Below are 16,477 nucleotides of genomic sequence, written 5' to 3'. Positions count from 1 at the left end.
GTCACGCCGGGGCGCATGATGGACGCCAGGATGACCGACTCACCGCCGACCGTCACCGGCTCCATCCCCGTGACCCGACGTACCCCGCTGACCGCCGTCCTCGTGACGCGCGGTGCGACGCGCTACCTGCCGGCCGCGCTCGCGGCCGTGGCGTCGCAGACCCGTCCCGCTGCCCGTGTCGTGGTGGTCGACGCGGCACCCACCGCGGCCCGGTCCGGTGGGGCCTGCGACCCGCGTGCCCCCCGCGACGCCGACCCCGTCACCCGCCTCGCCGCCGCGGCGTTCGCCGAGCGTGCCACCGACGTGCACGTCGTGGCGGTCCCCGGCGCCCGGACCTTCGGACACGCCGTGCGCGACGGCCTCGCCCAGGTGGCCGCCGACGACGACGCGGGCGGGTGGCTCTGGCTGCTGCACGACGACTGCGCCCCCGCGCCGACCGCGCTCGCCGAGCTGGTCCGGGTGGTGGAGCACGCGCCGTCCGTGGCCGTGGCCGGGGCGAAGCAGCGCGGGTGGGACGACCCGGCGCGGCTCGTCGAGCTGGGTGTGACGACCTCCCGGCTGGGCCGGCGCATGACCGGCGTCGAGCCCGGCGAGGTGGACCAGGGCCAGCACGACGGGCGCGAGGACGTGCTCGCGGTCGGCCTGGCCGGTGCTCTGGTGCGCCGCGACGTGTGGGACGAGCTCGGCGGCACCGAGCCGTCCCTGGGACCGTTCGGCGACGGCCTGGACCTCTGCCGGCGCGCACGGCTGGCCGGGCACCGGGTCGTCGTCGTCCCCCGTGCGGTCGTCCGGCACGCCCAGGCGTCCCTGCGCGGGCTGCGCGAGGACGACCGTCGGACGACCGGCGCCGCCCCGGAGCCGGACCCGCGGCGGTCCTACGCGGCCCGCCGACGGGCGCACGTCCACTCGCGCCTCGCCTCGTCGCCGCTGCCGCTCGTGCCGCTGCTGACCGTCGGGTTCCTCCTCTCCGCCGTCGTGCGGGCGCTGGGTCGCATCGCCGGCAAGGACGGCCGGCTCGCCCTGGCCGAGGTGGCGGCGCCCGTCGTGGCGGTGCTGCACCCGGTCCGCATGGCCCGCGCCCGTGCTCGAGCCCGGCGCACCCGCCGGCTGCCGCGGCGGTCGCTGCGGCCGCTGCAGTCCACCTGGCGCGACGTGCTGCGCGAGGAGCGGGACCGCGCGTTCGGCCGCGCAGCGGCCCGCCGCGTGGTGCGCGCCCCCAGCGAGCTGGAGATCGCGGAGCTGGCGACGCTCACCGCGCGGCGCCGCGCCGGGCTCGCCGCGCTCGTCGTGGCGCTGGTGGCGGTGACCGTGGCCGCGGTCGGGTCGCTCGTCGTCGCGGTCGGGGGCGGCCGCACCCTCGTCGGTGGCGGACTGCTCCCCGCCGGCGGGGACGTCGGCGACCTGTGGCGGTCCGCGACGTCGGGCTGGGTGACGGCCGGCCTGGGCACCGCCGCTCCCGGTGACCCGCTGCTCGCCGTGCTGGTCCCCGTCTCCGCGCTGACCGGCGGGGACGTGCAGCGCGCGGTCGACGTGCTGTTCCTCGGCTCCGTGCTGCTCGGCGGGCTCGGTGCCTGGTTCGCCGCCGGCGCCGCGACCCGCTCGGTCGGCCTGCGCTGGTGGGCGGCGCTGGTCTGGGTGGCCGCCCCGTCCCTCGGCCTCGCCCTCGACCAGGGCCGCGTGGGCGCCGCCCTCGCGCACGCGGCGCTGCCGTGGGTGGCGCTGGGCGTGGCCCGCGCCCTGGGCGTCCAGCGTGCCGACGTCGTGCTGTCCGGCCTCGTCGACGCCCGCCGCGGCGACGCCGACCCGGCCGGCCGGCCGGCCGGGCGCACCCTCCCCGCGGACGGGTCGGCGCCCCCCACGGCGAGGGCGTCGTCCGCCGGCGGCGGCGCCGGCCCGTCGACGGCGGCCCTCACCGGTGCGACGTCGGCAGCCACCTCGCCGTCCGCCACCGTCGCTGTCGCCACCGTGCCGGCCCGCACCGACGCCACGACCGCCCGGCACCCGGACGAGGTCGCGGCGCCGAGCCGGCCGGGCGCGGACGCCGCCCTCGAGGAGCCCGCCCGCACCGAGCCCGGCTCGGTCGTGCCCGGTCCGCACCTCGTCGGCGCGTCCACCCCCGGCACCGCCGCCCCGGCCCCGGCGCTCGGCCGTTCGGGCCCGACGGCGCCCGATTCCGGCCCGTCCGACCCGGCCGCGCCCACGTCCGGCTCGGTCACCGCCGCGGCGGCCGCGGGGCTGGCGTTCGCGGTCGCCGCGGCGGGCGCACCCGTCCTCCTGCCGGCCGGGCTGCTCGTCCTCGCCGTCGTCGCCCCGGCCGCACGCCGGCACCGGCGCCACCTCGTGCTGGTGGCCCTGCCGGCGCTGGCGCTCAGCGGCCCGCTGCTGGCGGACGCCGTCGACCGTCTGCGGGACGGCGGCTGGCGTGCCCTGCTCGCCGAGCCCGGGCTGCCCGTCGGCTCGACCCCCGCTCCGGCGTGGCAGCAGCTGCTCGGGTGGCCCTCGTCGCCCGACGCCCCCCTGGCGGCCGGGCTGGGCCGCGCCACGGCCGACGTCCTGCCGCATCTGCTGGGCGGGTCGCTCCTGCTGCTCGCCCTGCTCGCGCTGCTGCGCGGGCGGTCCGTGGCCCGCGGGGTGCGCGCCGGCTGGACCGTCGCTGCGGTCGGCCTGGCGGCCGCGCTGGTGGCCGGCCAGGTCGAGACCGCCGTCGTCGACGGCGCCGTGCTGCGGGGCTGGCCGGGGGCCGGTGCGTCGCTGGTGGTCGCGGGGCTGCTCGCCGCCGCGGTGCTGGGCGCCGACGGCGTGCGCGCCCGGATGGCCCGCCGCGCGTTCGGGTGGCGTCAGGTCGGGGCCGTCGTGCTCGCCGTGGTGGCCGTGCTGGCCCCGCTCGCCTCGCTCACCGGGTGGCTCGTGCGCGTCCACACCGGCGACGGGGCACCGGTCGTCGCCGGCGTGGAGGGGCCCGTCGTGCCGGCCGTCGCCCAGCAGGCGCAGACGTCCGGCGCCCGCTCGCGCGTGCTGGCCCTGGCTGCGCAGCGGGACGGGGCCGTCGGCTACGCGCTCTGGCGCGGTGACGGGCCGCAGGTCACCGAGACGTCCGCCGCCCAGCGTGCCCGGACGCTGACCGGACCGGCCGGGGACGCCGGCGTGGTCGAGCCCGACGCCGCCACCGGCGAGGTCGAGCTGCTCGTGGCGCGACTGGCCTCCGGCGCGGTGGGGGACGTCTCGGCGGACCTCGGGTCGCTGGCCGTCGGCGCGGTGCTCGTGCCGCCCGCGCAGGCCGGGGACGACGAGGCCGCCCGGGCGCAGCTCGTGGGCCGGCTCGACGCCTCCGCGGGTCTCGAGCGCATCACCGAGAGCCCGGCCGGTGTGGTCTGGCGTGTCGTGGCGCCCGCCGGGGCCCCTGCGGTGGTGTCGTCCTGGGCGCGGCTGGTGACCCCGGGTGCCGACGGCGAGGCGACCGCGACCGCGCTGGCCGCCGGCCCGCTGTCCGTGCGCGACCGCGTGCCGGCCGGGGAGCCGGGCCGGACCGTCGTCCTGGCCGAGCGGCACGACGCCGGGTGGCGCGCGTGGCTGGACGGGCGCCGGCTGCCGGCGGTGGAGGCGGGGTGGCGGCAGGCGTTCGAGGTGGGCCCCGAGGGCGGCACCCTGACCGTGCGCCAGGCGCCCCTCAACCGGGTGCCGTGGCTCGTCGTCCAGGGCCTCGTGCTCGGGCTCACCGTGCTGCTCGCGCTGCCGGTGCGCCGTCGGCGGGGAGGGCCCCGATGAGCCGCACCCCGGGCGGGGCAGGCCGTGCCGGACGCCTCGGCCGCGTGGTGAGCGGGGTCGGCGTCGCCGCGCTCCTCGGGGGCGTGACGGCGCTGGGGCTGCGGCTGCCCGCAGCGGCTCCGGCGGACGACGTCCGCACCGTCGTCCCCGTCCCGCCGACCGCGACCACGCTCGTGTGCCCCGGGCCGGTGGTCCTGGCCGCCGACGACGCCGCGAGCGACGCCGCCTTCGACCCGGCGCCGGTCGAGACCCGCACGACCCTGCGGGCCGTGAGCCTGCCGCCGTCCCCCGACGAGGGTGAGCCGTCCACCGGCACGTCGTCCGACGCGTCCACCGAGACGGAGCCCGCCCCGGACGCCCCGGCCGCCGAGGTGAGCCCGCTCGGCGGCGGCGCGCCCCTGGTCACCCTGGACGACCGGTCCGTGGGCGGGCTCGACGCCGTGCCCGGCCCGACCCTGGTGCGCGCCGAGCCGGCCGGGGACGTCGCCGTGACCGCCGGTGCCGCGAGCGCGTCGATCACCACGCAGGGCGACCTGCGCGGTCTCGCGGCGGCCTCGTGCCGCGCACCGGCGGCGAGCACCTGGCTGGTCGGCGGGAGCACGGAGATCGGCAGCAGCGCGCTGCTGGTCGTGGCCAACCCCGGACGCACCCCCGCCGAGGTGTCGCTGGACCTGTGGGGTCCGACCGGGGCTCTGGACCCGGCCGGCGCGTCGACCTTCCTCGTCGCGCCCGGCGAGCAGCGCGGGGTGCTCCTCGAGGGCGTCGCGGCCGAGCAGCGCCGCGTCGCGGTGCACGTCAGCGCCGCGGGCGGCGTGGTCAGTGCGCATGTGCAGGACAGCCGGCTCAACGGGTTCACGCCCGCCGGCACGGACCTGGTGACGGCGGGCACGGAGCCCGCGACCCGGCAGGTGCTCACCGGCGTCGTCGTGCCCGCGTCCACCCTGGAGGAGCCCGACACCGCGCTCGTGCGCGTGCTGGCTCCCGGTCGCGACCGCGCGGTCGTGCGGCTCACCGTGCTGGGCCCGGACGGGCCGGTCAGCCTGCCGGGCGCGGAGCGCCTGGACCTCGGGCCCGGCGAGGTGACCGACGTCTCGTTGGCCGGCCTGCCCGCCGGTGCGTACACCGTGGTGGTGGACGCCGACACCGCCGTGGTGGCCGGCGCGATGCTCACGCGCGAGGGGAACCCGGTCGAGCTCGGCGACGTGCCGACCCTCGAGCGCGCGTGGGCCGCTGCCGTGCCGGTGGGGGAGACGGGCGTCGTCGCCGTGCCCGGCGGCGTGGTGGGCACCGTCGTCGCGGCCGCCGTGCCCCCCGTGCCCGACGACGTCCTGGAGGGCGGTGCCGGCAGCACGGGTGCCCCGGCGACGGGGGTGCTCCGGGTCCTGGGTACCGACGGCACGGTCCTGAGCAGCCAGGACGTCGACGTCCCGGCAGGCCGGACCGCACGGTTCGACCTGGCCGCCCTCGCCGCGGGGGTCGAGGTCGCCGCGGTGGAGCTCGTCCCGTCCGGGACGGACGACCCCGGCCGGGCCGCGCTCGCGTGGTCGGTCCTGGCCACCAGCGGCTCGGGCGCCCAGGAGCTGGTGTCGGTGCTCAGCCCCGTGCCGGCGCCGGACGCGCAGCCGGACGTCGTCGTCGGCGCGGCCGACCGGCTCGGCCTGCGCTGAGGCCCGGCCGCAGCCGGCTCACCCCGCGCGTCGGGTCAGCAGGACGGCGTCGGGTCAGCCGGGCCGCGTCGACTCGGCCGGGCGGCGTAGGGTCACGCGCGCGGCGTCCGCCGGGTGGCGCGCAGCTCCACGCGCTCCCGCACGGCCATCCCCACGGTGATGGCCAGGCGCAGCGGCGCGTGGTACCAGCGGTGGTAGCGGCGGTGCAGGTAGCGGCGCGCGCTGGCGTGGTGCGCGGAGATCATCCGCGCCGGCCGCTCGCGCCACGACGTGCCGCCGACATGGGTGACGTGCGCGGACGGCACGTAGACGTTGTGCCACCCGGCACGGCCGAGCCGCTCGCCGAGGTCGACGTCCTCGAAGAACATGAAGTACCCGGGGTCGAACCCGCCGACGGCGGCGAACGCCTCCCGGCGCACCAGCAGGCAGGCGCCGGACAGCCAGCCCGCCGTCCGCTCGCCCGCCTGAGCCGACTCCTGACGGCGCTGGTAGGCCGCGGTCCACGGGTTGCCCGGCCACAGCCGCACGAACAGCGCGTGCCCCAGCCCCTGGGTCAGGGACGGCAGCTCACGCGCCGACGGGTACACGGTGCCGTCCGGGTTGAGCAGCGCCGGGCCCAGGGCGCCGGCGCCCGGGTGCCGGTCGGCCGCGTCGATCAGCAGGTCCAGGGAGCTCGGCTCCCAGACGATGTCGGGGTTCACGACGACCAGCCACGGCTCGTCCCCGTCCGCGGCGCCCAGGTTCGCGGCCCGCCCGTAGCCGAGGTTCTCCCCGGCCCGCAGGACGGTGCCGCCGTGCGCCGCGGCGACCTGCTCGGGCCGGTCACCGGCGGAGCCGTTGTCGACGAGCACGAGGTGCACCGGCCGGGTGGTCGCCGTCCTCAGCGACCGCGCGAGGTCGTCCAGCTCCGGGCCCGGGTTGTAGGTCACGCAGATCACGCGGACCGGCTCGTCGGTGGCGGGGCTCATCGGGGCCCAGGCTAGTGCCCGCCGGTGCCCACCCGTGCCGCTCAGTGCCCGCCCGAGTACTCCGGGTCGACCTCCTCCGGCGAGCGGGCCAGCAGGTGCGCGACCTGCTCCACGACGACGTCCCGGACCAGGTCCTCCAGCTCCTCGGCGTCGACGGCGCGCGTCTCGACGGGCCGGCGGTACACGACGATCCGGGGCGCGAGCCCGGCGTCGGACGGGAAGTAGCGACCGAGCGGGACGCCCCCGTGCTCCCAGGGAGCCGGCTGGGACGGCGGGACGTCCTCGACCGCGAACTCGGCGCCGTCCAGCTCGCTCGCCCACCGCTTCTCGAGCCGCTCGACGGCGGCCAGGACGAGGTCGTCGAAGCGCTCGGCCCGGGTCCGGTAGGCCGGCAGACCGGCCGGCAGCAGCGGCCCGCGGGGGCCGCGACCGCGGCGGTCACGGCGCCGTGCGGGTCGCGCTGCCGGGTGGACCGGCTCGCGGGGGGCGGGCGCTCTGCTCACCTGCAGCACCCTAGCCGCGGGCGTGGCCATGGTCGGTGGCGTGCGGTGGCGTGCGGTGGCGCGCGGTGGTCGGGTGCGGCGGCCGGGTGCCGGCGCGGCCCGGTCCGCGCCGGCGGGGTGCCGGCCGCGGGGCCTGCACCGGCGCCCGGGTTCGCAGGTCGCCGCGGGCCGACGGTACGGTCTGCGTGTGAGATCCGTCCGTCAGTGCTCGCGCACGGCCTGCGACAGCGGCGCCGTGGCGACCTTGACGTACGTGTACTCCGACCAGACGGCCGTCCTGGGGCCGCTCGCGAACCACGCCGAGCCGCACTCCTACGACCTGTGCGCCGAGCACGCCGAGCGGCTGACCGCTCCGCGCGGCTGGGAGGTCGTGCGGCTCACCCCCGACTTCGTCCAGTCCGGCCCGAGCCACGACGACCTCCTCGCGCTCGCCGACGCCGTCCGGGAGGCCGGCCGTCCCCGGCACCGGGCCGCCGCCCCCGCGGACCGGACCGTGGACCGTCCGGTCGACCGCTCGGTCGACGTGCCCGAGATCGGTCGCCGCGGGCACCTGCGGGTGCTGCGCGGCGAGGGAGGCTGACGCGCGTCGTGGCCGGGCCCGCGCGTGACCGCGCCCGTGCTGCGGCGCGCTCGGACGCCCCTGCGCTGCCCAGCACGTTCGCGACGCCGGCCGGCGCGGTCGACGCCGCACGCAACGCCGCCCGGCGTGCCGGCCTGCCGTCGCAGCGCGGACGACGCCGGACCGCCGAGGTGCAGGTGCCGCTCGGCTCCCTGGTCACCGCCCCGGCGCCGTCGGCGGCCCAGGTCGCCCGCTGCGGGGAGTGCGCCGGGACGTTCCTCACGCGGCTCGCGATGACCCTCACCGACGGCACCCCCGTGACGTTCGTGTCCTGCCACCAGTGCGAGGCCAAGGCCTGGATCGCCGAGGACGGCGCCCCCCTCGCGCTGGACGAGGTGCTCACCAGCGCCACCCGCAGCTGACCACCCGCCTCCGACACGTCACGCCCGACCCCGCGGCGGCTCGACCGCCCGCGCGCCCTCCGCCCGACCCCACGCGTGACCCGGGTCCGGCCGCCCGGGGTGGCCACGGCCGGGCGTCGGGGCGCGGGCTTAGGCTGTCCGTCGTGCCCGAGAACCTCTCCGACCACCTGGCCGCCCCCGACCTGACCGCCCTGATCAAGGCGTACGACGTGCGCGGCGTCGTGCCCGACCAGCTCGACGCGCGCATCGCGCGGGCGATCGGGGCCGCGTTCGCCGACGTCGTGGTGCTCCCGGACGCGGCGTCGTCCGGCCGGCCCGCGGTGGTGATCGGCAACGACATGCGCCCCTCGGGGCCCGAGCTCGTCGAGGCCTTCGGCGACGGCCTCGCGGCCCGCGGCGTCGACGTCGTGCGGATCGGGCTGTGCTCCACGGACGGCCTCTACTACGCCTCCGGGTCCCTCGGCGTGCCCGGGGCGATGTTCACCGCGAGCCACAACCCGGCGCAGTACAACGGCATCAAGCTCTGCCGCTCCGGCGCGCGGCCCGTGGGGCAGGACACCGGCCTCTCGCAGGTCCGCGACCTGGCGGGCACCTACCTGGCCGACGGCGTCCCGGAGGTGGACCCCGGCGCACGCGGCGCCGTCACCGACCGCGACCTGCTCGCCGACTACGCCGGCTTCCTGCGCTCGCTGGTGGACCTGTCCGGCATCCGCCCGCTCAAGGTCGTGGTCGACGCGGGCAACGGCATGGGCGGGTTCACCGCACCCGCGGTCCTCGGCACGGGGGCCGGCCTGCCCGCGCTGCCGCTCGAGGTCGTCCCGCTGTACTTCGAGCTCGACGGCACCTTCCCCAACCACGAGGCCAACCCGCTCGAGCCGGAGAACCTGCGCGACCTGCAGGCCGCCGTCGTCCAGCACGGCGCCGACCTCGGGCTGGCGTTCGACGGGGACGCCGACCGCTGCTTCGTCATCGACGAGCACGGCGACCCGGTCAGCCCGTCCGCGATCACGGCGCTCGTCGGGCTGCGCGAGATCGAGCGGGAGCGGGCCGCCGGCCGGACCGCGACCGTCATCCACAACCTCATCACCTCCCAGGTCGTCCCGGACCTGGTGACCGCGGCCGGGGCCACCGCCGTCCGCACCCGCGTGGGCCACTCGTTCATCAAGGCGGAGATGGCCGAGCACGACGCCGTCTTCGGCGGCGAGCACAGCGCGCACTACTACTTCCGGGACTTCTGGTTCGCCGACACCGGGATGCTCGCGGCGATGCACGTCCTGGCCGCGCTGGGCGGCGGGAGCACCCCCCTGTCCTTCCTCGCCGAGGCCTACCAGCCGTACGTCGCGTCCGGGGAGATCAACTCCGTGGTGGACGACGTGGCCTCGGCGCGCGAGCGCGTGGTGCACGCCTACGTGACGCAGCAGGGCGCCGGCCCGGTGGAGGTCGACGAGATGGACGGCCTGACGATCAGCCACTGGGAGAGCCACCCGCGCTGGTGGTTCAACCTGCGCGCCTCGAACACCGAGCCGCTGCTGCGCCTGAACGTCGAGGCGGCCGACGAGGACATCATGGAGAAGGTCCGCGGCGACGTGCTCGCCCTCGTGCGCGACACGACGCCGCCGGTCTCGGCCGCGGGTGTCACCGGCGCCACGGGCGTGTCCGGCGCCGACACCGCCGCCAAGGAGAGCCGGTGACCGGGCCGACCGGGGTGCCGGCTGCCGTGCCCGTGCCCGTGCCCGTGCCCGTGCCCGCGCCCGCGCTGGAGCCGTGGCTCCGGGAGATCCTGCGGTGCCCGGTCACCGGCGCGACGCTGGTCGACGGCGTCGGACCGGACGGCTCCCCGGAGCTGGTGTCCACCGACCCGGACGACCCGCTGGCGTACCCCGTCCGGGACGGCATCCCGGTGCTGCTCGCGGACGACGCCCGGCCGGTCGGGCGCACCGCCGGCGGGGCGTGACCCTGCGCCGGAGCGCGGCCCGGCCTACCCTGACGGCGTGACGAGCGCCGCCCGGCGCTGACCGAGACCACACCCGGCGGTCGCGCGCACCGACGAGGAGGACCCCCATGGCCGCAGGCCTGGCAGCGCTCTTGGACGACATCGCGGCACTCGCGAAGGTGGCCGCGGCGTCGGTCGACGACGTCAGCGCGGCCGCCGGACGGGCGAGCGTGAAGGCCGCGGGGGTCGTGGTCGACGACACCGCCGTGACGCCGCGCTACGTCAGCGGGTTCACCCCCGACCGTGAGCTGCCGATGATCCGGCGGATCGCGGTCGGGTCGCTGCGCAACAAGCTGCTGTTCATCCTCCCCGCCGCCCTGCTGCTCAGCCAGTTCCTGCCGTGGCTGCTCACGCCGCTGCTCATGGTGGGCGGCACGTACCTCGCGTTCGAGGGTGCGGAGAAGCTCTACGAGCTCGTCACCGGGCACGGCAAGGAGTCGGCGGAGTCGCCCGAGGTGGGAGACGGCCACCAGACCCCGCTGCCCGCCGGGGCCCAGGGCGAGGACACCGAGAAGGTCATGGTGGCCGGCGCGATCCGGACGGACTTCATCCTGTCGACCGAGATCATGGTCATCGCGCTCAACGAGGTGGCCGACCAGGGGCTGGCGTCGCGCGCGGTCATCCTCGCCGTGGTCGCCGTGATGATCACGGTGCTCGTCTACGGCGTCGTCGCGCTCATCGTGAAGATGGACGACATCGGCCTGCACCTGGCCGCCACCCGCCAGGGACGCGTCGCGGCCGCCGGCCGGATGATGGTGCGGGCGATGCCCAAGGTCCTCGCCGTGCTGTCGACCGTCGGGATCGTCGCGATGCTGTGGGTCGGTGGTCACATCCTGCTCGTCGGGGTCGACGAGCTCGGCTGGCACGCGCCCTACGACGTGGTGCACCACGCCGAGGAGGCCGTGCACGGCGTGGCCGGCGTCGGCGGGGTGCTGGGGTGGCTGACGAACACGCTGGCCTCCGCGCTCGTCGGGCTGCTGGTGGGCGCCGTCGTCGTCGCCGTGCTGCACCTGATCCCCCGGCGCAAGGGCGCCGCGGCCGCGCACTGAGTCGCGGCGCAGGCCGCGCCGCGCCGACGCCGCGCCGACGCCGGGCGGGCGCCACCCGCCCGCGGCCGAGCCGGGTCAGAGCTCCCGGACCGTGCCGCCCTCGACGGCCCACCGGCGGTCCACCCGCACCGCGTCCAGCATCCGCCGGTCGTGCGTGACCAGCAGCAGGGTCCCCGTGTACGACTCCAGCGCGCTCTCGAGCTGCTCGATCGCCGGCAGGTCCAGGTGGTTGCTCGGCTCGTCCAGGACGAGCAGGTTCACCCCGCGCGCCTGCAGCAGTGCGAGGGCCGCGCGCGTGCGCTCACCCGGTGACAGCGAGCCGGCCGGGCGCAGCACGTGCGCCGCCCGGAGCCCGAACTTGGCCAGCAGCGTCCGCACCTCGGCGTCCGGCCAGTCCGGGATCTGGGCGCCGAACGCCTCGAGCAGCGGCAGCGGGGAGTCCAGGACGGCGCGGGCCTGGTCGACCTCGCCGACGGCGACGCTCGAGCCCAGGGACGACGACCCCTCGTCCAGCGGCACGCGCCCGAGGAGCGCACCCAGGAGCGTCGTCTTGCCCGCGCCGTTCGGCCCCGTGACAGCGACCCGGTCCCCGGCCTCCAGCTGCAGGCTGACCGGCCCGAGCGTGAACGCCCCGAGCCGGACGACCGCGCCCCGCAGCGTGGCCGCGACCGAGCTGCCGCGCGGGGCCGCGGCGATCTCGTAGCGCAGCTCCCACTCCTTGCGCGGCTCGGGGACCTCCTCGAGCCGCTCGATCATCCGGTCGGTCTGGCGCGCCTTGGCCGCCTGCTTCTCCGAGCCCTCACGCATGTGGTGGCGGATGTGCTTGTCCGGGTCGCCCTTGCGGATCGCGTTGCGCACGCCCTTGTCCATCCACCCGCGCTGCGTCCGGCCGCGCTCCTCCAGGCCGGACCGGCGGTCGGCGTACTCGTCGTAGGCCTCCCGCGCGTGCCGCCGGGCGGTCCTGCGCTCCTCGAGGTACGCGTCGTACCCGCCGCCGTACACGTTGACCTGCTGCTGGGCGAGGTCCAGCTCGACGACGCCGGTCACGCAGCGGGCCAGGAACTCGCGGTCGTGCGACACCACGACGATGCCCGCGCGCTGGGCCCGGACGAACTCCTCGAGGCGCTCGAGCCCGTCCAGGTCGAGGTCGTTGGTGGGCTCGTCGAGCAGCAGCACGTCGAACCGCGACAGCAGCAGAGCGGCCAGGCCGACCCGGGCCGCCTGCCCGCCGGACAGGCCCGTCATGGGGTGCGTGACGTCGAGCGCCAGCCCCAGGTCGGCCAGCACCTGGCCGGTGCGCTCCTCCAGGTCCGCGGCGCCCAGCGCCATCCATCGGTCGAAGGCCGCGGAGTAGGCGTCGTCGGCGCCCGGGGTGCCGGCGGCCAGGGCGTCGGCGGCCGCGTCCAGGGCCCGCTGGGCGTCCGCCACGCCGGTGCGTCGGGCGAGGTGCCCGGCGACGGTCTCCCCGGGGCGCCGCTCGGTCTCCTGCGGCAGCCAGCCGACGACGGCGTCGGCGGGGGACAGGGTGATGGTCCCGGCGTCCGGGGCGTCCACCCCGGCCAGGAGGCGCAGCAGCGTGGACTTGCCGGCGCCGTTCGCCCCCACGAGCCCGACGACGTCCCCCGGCGCCACGGTCAGCGACAGGTCGGAGAACAGCGTGCGGTCGGCGAAGGCCGCGGCCACGCCGCGGGCCAGGAGCGAGGCGGTCACGGGAACAGTCTCGCAGCGCCGGTGGTTAGGATCGACGAGCACGGCGTCGGTGATGCCAACGGCCCAGAGGGGCCGCGCCGGGCGAGAGGTCGAGGCCATCCGGTCGCGCTGGTGCGCGACACGGCCTCACGCGTGCCCCGTGGGCACCCCTCGAACCGTGCACCCGCCTCCCGAGCACTGGAGTGTCATGACCACGCTGTCCACGTTTGACGAGGTCCCCGGCCGCTACAAGGTCCGCGACCTGTCCCTGGCCACCGCCGGCCGCCACCAGATCCGGCTCGCGGAGCACGAGATGCCGGGCCTCATGGCGCTGCGCGCCGAGTACGGCCCGTCGCAGCCCCTGGCCGGCGCCCGCATCGCCGGGTCGATCCACATGACGGTGCAGACGGCCGTCCTCATCGAGACGCTCACCGCGCTCGGTGCCGAGGTCCGCTGGGCCTCCTGCAACATCTTCTCCACCCAGGACGAGGCCGCTGCCGCCGTCGTCGTGGGCGCCGGCACCCCCGAGGCCCCCACCGGCGTGCCGGTGTTCGCCTGGAAGGGCGAGTCGCTCGAGGAGTACTGGGAGTGCACCGAGCAGATCCTGGTGTGGCCCGGTGACGTGCGCCCGAACATGATCCTGGACGACGGCGGGGACGCCACGCTCCTGGTGCACAAGGGTGCCGAGTTCGAGCGCCTGGGCGTCGTGCCCACCGACGGGCAGCCCGGCGACCGCGGGTACTCCGAGGAGTACAACCTGATCCTCGGTGTGCTGCGCCGGTCCCTCGAGGGGGACCCGCAGCGGTGGACCCGCATCGCCGCCGAGATCCAGGGCGTCACCGAGGAGACCACCACCGGCGTGCACCGCCTGTACCAGCTCCACGAGGCCGGCGAGCTGCTGTTCCCGGCCATCAACGTCAACGACTCGGTCACCAAGTCGAAGTTCGACAACAAGTACGGCATCCGCCACTCGCTGCCCGACGGCATCAACCGCGCCACCGACGTCCTCATGGGCGGCAAGCTCGCGTTCGTCGCCGGCTACGGCGACGTCGGCAAGGGCGCCGCGGAGGCGTTCCGCGGCCAGGGTGCGCGCGTCGTCGTCTCCGAGGTCGACCCGATCTGCGCCCTGCAGGCCGCGATGGACGGCTACCAGGTCGTGCGCCTGGAGGACGTCGTCGGGCAGGCGGACTTCTTCATCACCACGACCGGCAACCGCGACGTCATCACGGCCGAGCACATGCAGGCCATGAAGAACAAGGCGGTCGTCGGCAACATCGGCCACTTCGACAACGAGATCGACATGGCCGGTCTGGCCGCGATCCCGGGCATCGTCCGCACCGAGATCAAGCCGCAGGTGCACGAGTGGGTGTTCCCCGACGGCCGCTCGATCATCGTGCTGTCCGAGGGGCGCCTGCTGAACCTGGGCAACGCGACGGGGCACCCGTCGTTCGTCATGAGCTCCTCGTTCACGAACCAGGTCATCGCCCAGATCGAGCTGTTCACCAAGCGCGAGGAGTACCCGGTCGGCGTCTACCGCCTGCCCAAGGTCCTCGACGAGAAGGTCGCGCGGCTGCACCTGGACGCGCTCGGCGCGCGTCTGACGGTGCTGGACAAGACGCAGGCCGAGTACCTCGGCGTCGATGCGGCCGGCCCGTTCAAGCCGGAGCACTACCGGTACTAGGCCGCCCGCAGGCGCCCCGCCGCGGGCGCCGTACCGCCCGGTCGCAGCAGCGCCCCGGCACGGTCGTCACGACCGTGCCGGGGCGCTGCCGGCATCCGGGCGGTTCCCGGGGTGACCGTCGGTCGGTCCCGGCGTGACCGTCAGTCCGCCGGGTCGGGGATGGCGTGCGGCAGACGCTGCAGCAGGCCGGCCTCCACCTCGGCGGCCTCGGCGGCGTCCGCGGCGGCCGCGTACTCGCGGTCGCGCCGCTCGGCCAGCACCGCCGCGAGGAAGGCCTCCGGGTGCGTCCCGGGCGGGGGCGACGGCGCGACGTACCGGGCCACCTCGCCCGCCAGCCGCTGACCCATCTGCACGCGCGAGGCGGGGTGCAGGGTCGCCGCGCGGCCCAGGAACTGGCGTGCGGAGAGCGCGAGCCCGTCCGGCAGGCGGCGCATGTCCGCGGCCTCGGCCCACCGGGCCAGCCCGTACGGCATGGTCACCGGCGGCAGGGGGCGGGCCGCCCCGCGGACCCGGACCGCGTACGTGCCGGCCAGGATGTCCCCGACCCGCTTGCCGTGGTCGTTGACCAGCGACGTGATGAGCGCCACCGACCCGAACGTCAGCCACAGCTCGCCGATGCCGGTGAGCGCGCGGATGAGCGCCTGCCGGAAGCGGACCGGGCCGCCGTCGTCGCGCACCACCCGGATCCCCGCGGCGAGCTTGCCCAGCGAGCGGCCACGGGTCAGCGTCTCGACGGTGACGGGCACGAGCACCATGACGGTCGCCGCCGCCGCGACGGCCAGCGCCTGACCCGCCTGGGGACCGAGCTCGGGGGCGAGCACCCCGATCACGACGGACAGCCCCAGGAGCAGGATCCCGAGCACGAGCACGTCCAGCAGACCCGCGAGCATGCGGGTCGCGAACGACGCCGGGCGCGCGTCGAGCAGGACCCCCTCGCCGGTGAGGATGCCGTCGGTCATCGTGCTCCGTCCGTCCGCCGTGCCGTCTGGGTGCCCGTCGGCCTGCCTGTCGGCATGCCGCCCGCATGCCTGCGGCGTGCCGGTCCGCGTGCCTGCGGCGTGCTGGTCGGCGTGCCGGGCCGCCGTCGAACGCGCGTCGGCGCCGGGCTCCGGCGGGCCCGGCGGGCCCGGGTGGCGCCTGTGGCAGGGTATCCGCCGTGGACCTCGACGCCTTCACGGCCGTGCGGACGAGTCGGTGGGAGCGGCTGGACGCGCTCGCGCGGCGCCGCCGGCTGTCCGGCGCCGAGGCGGACGAGCTCGTGCGCCTGTACCAGGCGGTCGCGACCGACCTGTCGACGATCCGCTCCGCCGCTCCGGACGCCGTCACCGTGGCGCGCCTGTCGGACCTGCTGGGCCGCGCCCGCAGCACCATCGCCGGCGCGCACGAGCCGGCCTGGACCGACGTCACCCGCTTCGTCGTGCTGTCGCTCCCGGCCGCGCTGTACCGCATCCGCTGGTGGACCGTCGCGGTGACGGTCGCCTGCGTGGTGGTCGCCGTCGTCGCGGGCTCCTGGGTGGCGACCCAGCCGGACGCCCTGCGCGCGATGGGGACGCCCTCGCAGCGCGCGGAGTACGCCCAGGACGCCTTCGCCGAGTACTACGACCCGTCCGCCGGGTTCGCGGCGATGGTCTGGACCAACAACGCCTGGATCGCCGCCCAGTGCGTGGGCCTGGGCATCAGCGGGGTGTGGCCGCTGTTCGTGCTGGCCAACAACGCCGTGATGGTCGGGGCGACGGGCGGGATGATGGCCGACGAGGGCCGGCTGGGCCTGTTCCTGTCCCTCATCGCCCCGCACGGCCTGCTCGAGCTCACCGCGGTGTTCGTCGCCGGCGCTGCGGGCCTGCGCCTGTTCTGGACCTGGGTGGACCCCGGGCGTCGTCCTCGCGCGCGTGCGCTCGCCGAGGAGGGACGCGCCCTGTTCACCGTCGCCGTCGGGCTGGCCGGCGCACTGGCCGTGTCCGGGCTGATCGAGGGGTTCGTCACCGGCTCGACGCTGCCGTGGGCGGTGAAGATCACGATCGGTGCGGCGGCGCTCGCGGCGTTCTGGGCCTACACGATCGTGCTCGGCCGGCGCGCCGTGGCGGCGGGCCACACCGGGGACCTCGACACCGACCGCGCCGGGCACGTCCTGCCCGTCGCCGGCTGACGTCCGCCCGGCTCGCCGGAGGCGGGTGGCGCACT

Annotated in this window: 13 protein-coding genes; 9 read left to right on the top strand and 4 right to left on the bottom strand. The window is 77.1% G+C overall.

What is annotated here, in order from left to right:
* The first annotated feature begins 30 nt into the window (after nucleotides 1-30).
* Both CAE01nite_RS10840 and CAE01nite_RS18170 read left to right on the top strand, forming a co-directional pair.
* Nucleotides 31-3,765 carry a glycosyltransferase gene (locus CAE01nite_RS10840; protein WP_146903880.1) on the top strand — a complete coding sequence of 1,245 codons (3,735 nt, stop codon included), beginning with the start codon at nucleotides 31-33 and terminating at the stop codon, nucleotides 3,763-3,765.
* Nucleotides 3,762-5,432, top strand: coding sequence for a DUF5719 family protein (locus CAE01nite_RS18170; protein ID WP_186816531.1), 1,671 nt, complete (start codon nucleotides 3,762-3,764; stop codon nucleotides 5,430-5,432). Before CAE01nite_RS10840 ends, CAE01nite_RS18170 begins: the two co-directional genes overlap by 4 nt.
* Nucleotides 5,433-5,524: 92 nt before the next feature.
* On the opposite strand, the gene CAE01nite_RS10830 is transcribed toward CAE01nite_RS18170, so the two are convergent.
* Together CAE01nite_RS10830 and CAE01nite_RS10825 are read right to left on the bottom strand one after the other, a co-directional pair.
* Nucleotides 5,525-6,400, bottom strand: a complete 876-nt coding sequence (locus CAE01nite_RS10830) for a glycosyltransferase family 2 protein (protein WP_146903877.1) — start codon at nucleotides 6,398-6,400, stop codon at nucleotides 5,525-5,527.
* 41 nt (nucleotides 6,401-6,441) lie between these two features.
* Nucleotides 6,442-6,903, bottom strand: coding sequence for a metallopeptidase family protein (locus tag CAE01nite_RS10825; protein WP_246131139.1), 462 nt, complete (start codon nucleotides 6,901-6,903; stop codon nucleotides 6,442-6,444).
* 187 nt (nucleotides 6,904-7,090) lie between these two features.
* Between CAE01nite_RS10825 and CAE01nite_RS10820 the strand changes: the two genes are divergently transcribed.
* The 5 genes from CAE01nite_RS10820 to CAE01nite_RS10800 all read left to right on the top strand — a co-directional run bounded on the left by CAE01nite_RS10820 (nucleotide 7,091) and on the right by CAE01nite_RS10800 (nucleotide 10,926).
* Nucleotides 7,091-7,483, top strand: coding sequence for a DUF3499 domain-containing protein (locus CAE01nite_RS10820; RefSeq protein ID WP_146903872.1), 393 nt, complete (start codon nucleotides 7,091-7,093; stop codon nucleotides 7,481-7,483).
* Between the two features lie 8 nt (nucleotides 7,484-7,491).
* Complete coding sequence (locus CAE01nite_RS10815; RefSeq protein WP_146903870.1) at nucleotides 7,492-7,884, top strand: hypothetical protein; 393 nt, start codon at nucleotides 7,492-7,494, stop codon at nucleotides 7,882-7,884.
* A gap of 143 nt (nucleotides 7,885-8,027) precedes the next feature.
* A complete protein-coding gene (locus CAE01nite_RS10810) occupies nucleotides 8,028-9,575 on the top strand; it encodes a phosphomannomutase/phosphoglucomutase (protein ID WP_246131138.1) in 1,548 nt (515 codons plus the stop codon).
* Nucleotides 9,576-9,625: 50 nt separating this feature from the next.
* Nucleotides 9,626-9,838 (top strand): Trm112 family protein, encoded by a 213-nt coding sequence (locus CAE01nite_RS10805; protein ID WP_146904123.1) that lies wholly within the window; start codon nucleotides 9,626-9,628, stop codon nucleotides 9,836-9,838.
* Nucleotides 9,839-9,945: 107 nt separating this feature from the next.
* Nucleotides 9,946-10,926 carry a DUF808 domain-containing protein gene (locus CAE01nite_RS10800; protein ID WP_146903867.1) on the top strand — a complete coding sequence of 327 codons (981 nt, stop codon included), beginning with the start codon at nucleotides 9,946-9,948 and terminating at the stop codon, nucleotides 10,924-10,926.
* 75 nt (nucleotides 10,927-11,001) lie between these two features.
* Here CAE01nite_RS10800 and CAE01nite_RS10795 read toward each other — a convergent pair whose 3' ends face one another.
* Entirely contained in the window at nucleotides 11,002-12,636 is a 1,635-nt protein-coding gene (locus CAE01nite_RS10795; RefSeq protein ID WP_146903865.1) for an ABC-F family ATP-binding cassette domain-containing protein, read from the bottom strand.
* Between the two features lie 187 nt (nucleotides 12,637-12,823).
* Between CAE01nite_RS10795 and ahcY the strand changes: the two genes are divergently transcribed.
* A complete protein-coding gene (ahcY, locus tag CAE01nite_RS10790) occupies nucleotides 12,824-14,296 on the top strand; it encodes an adenosylhomocysteinase (protein WP_146903862.1) in 1,473 nt (490 codons plus the stop codon).
* Nucleotides 14,297-14,436: 140 nt separating this feature from the next.
* Here the strand turns inward: ahcY and CAE01nite_RS10785 are convergent, their stop codons facing one another.
* Nucleotides 14,437-15,255 (bottom strand): RDD family protein, encoded by an 819-nt coding sequence (locus CAE01nite_RS10785; protein WP_146903859.1) that lies wholly within the window; start codon nucleotides 15,253-15,255, stop codon nucleotides 14,437-14,439.
* A 197-nt stretch (nucleotides 15,256-15,452) separates the two neighbouring features.
* On the opposite strand from CAE01nite_RS10785, the gene CAE01nite_RS10780 reads away from it, so the two are divergent.
* Nucleotides 15,453-16,442 carry a stage II sporulation protein M gene (locus CAE01nite_RS10780; protein WP_146903856.1) on the top strand — a complete coding sequence of 330 codons (990 nt, stop codon included), beginning with the start codon at nucleotides 15,453-15,455 and terminating at the stop codon, nucleotides 16,440-16,442.
* Nucleotides 16,443-16,477 lie beyond the last annotated feature (35 nt).

Origin of the sequence: Cellulomonas aerilata (assembly GCF_007991755.1) — a bacterium.
GTDB lineage: Bacteria > Actinomycetota > Actinomycetes > Actinomycetales > Cellulomonadaceae > Pengzhenrongella > Pengzhenrongella aerilata.
This window is presented reverse-complemented; position numbering and strand designations above follow the sequence as displayed.

Excerpts from the sequence above, each read along its gene's own strand:
- CAE01nite_RS10840 (WP_146903880.1), top strand. The coding sequence starts at position 31 with ATGACCGACTCACCGCCGACCGTCACCGGCTCCATCCCCGTGACCCGA.
- CAE01nite_RS18170 (WP_186816531.1), top strand. The coding sequence starts at position 3,762 with ATGAGCCGCACCCCGGGCGGGGCAGGCCGTGCCGGACGCCTCGGCCGC.
- CAE01nite_RS10830 (WP_146903877.1), bottom strand. The coding sequence starts at position 6,400 with ATGAGCCCCGCCACCGACGAGCCGGTCCGCGTGATCTGCGTGACCTAC.
- CAE01nite_RS10800 (WP_146903867.1), top strand. The coding sequence starts at position 9,946 with ATGGCCGCAGGCCTGGCAGCGCTCTTGGACGACATCGCGGCACTCGCG.
- ahcY (WP_146903862.1), top strand. The coding sequence starts at position 12,824 with ATGACCACGCTGTCCACGTTTGACGAGGTCCCCGGCCGCTACAAGGTC.
- CAE01nite_RS10785 (WP_146903859.1), bottom strand. The coding sequence starts at position 15,255 with ATGACCGACGGCATCCTCACCGGCGAGGGGGTCCTGCTCGACGCGCGC.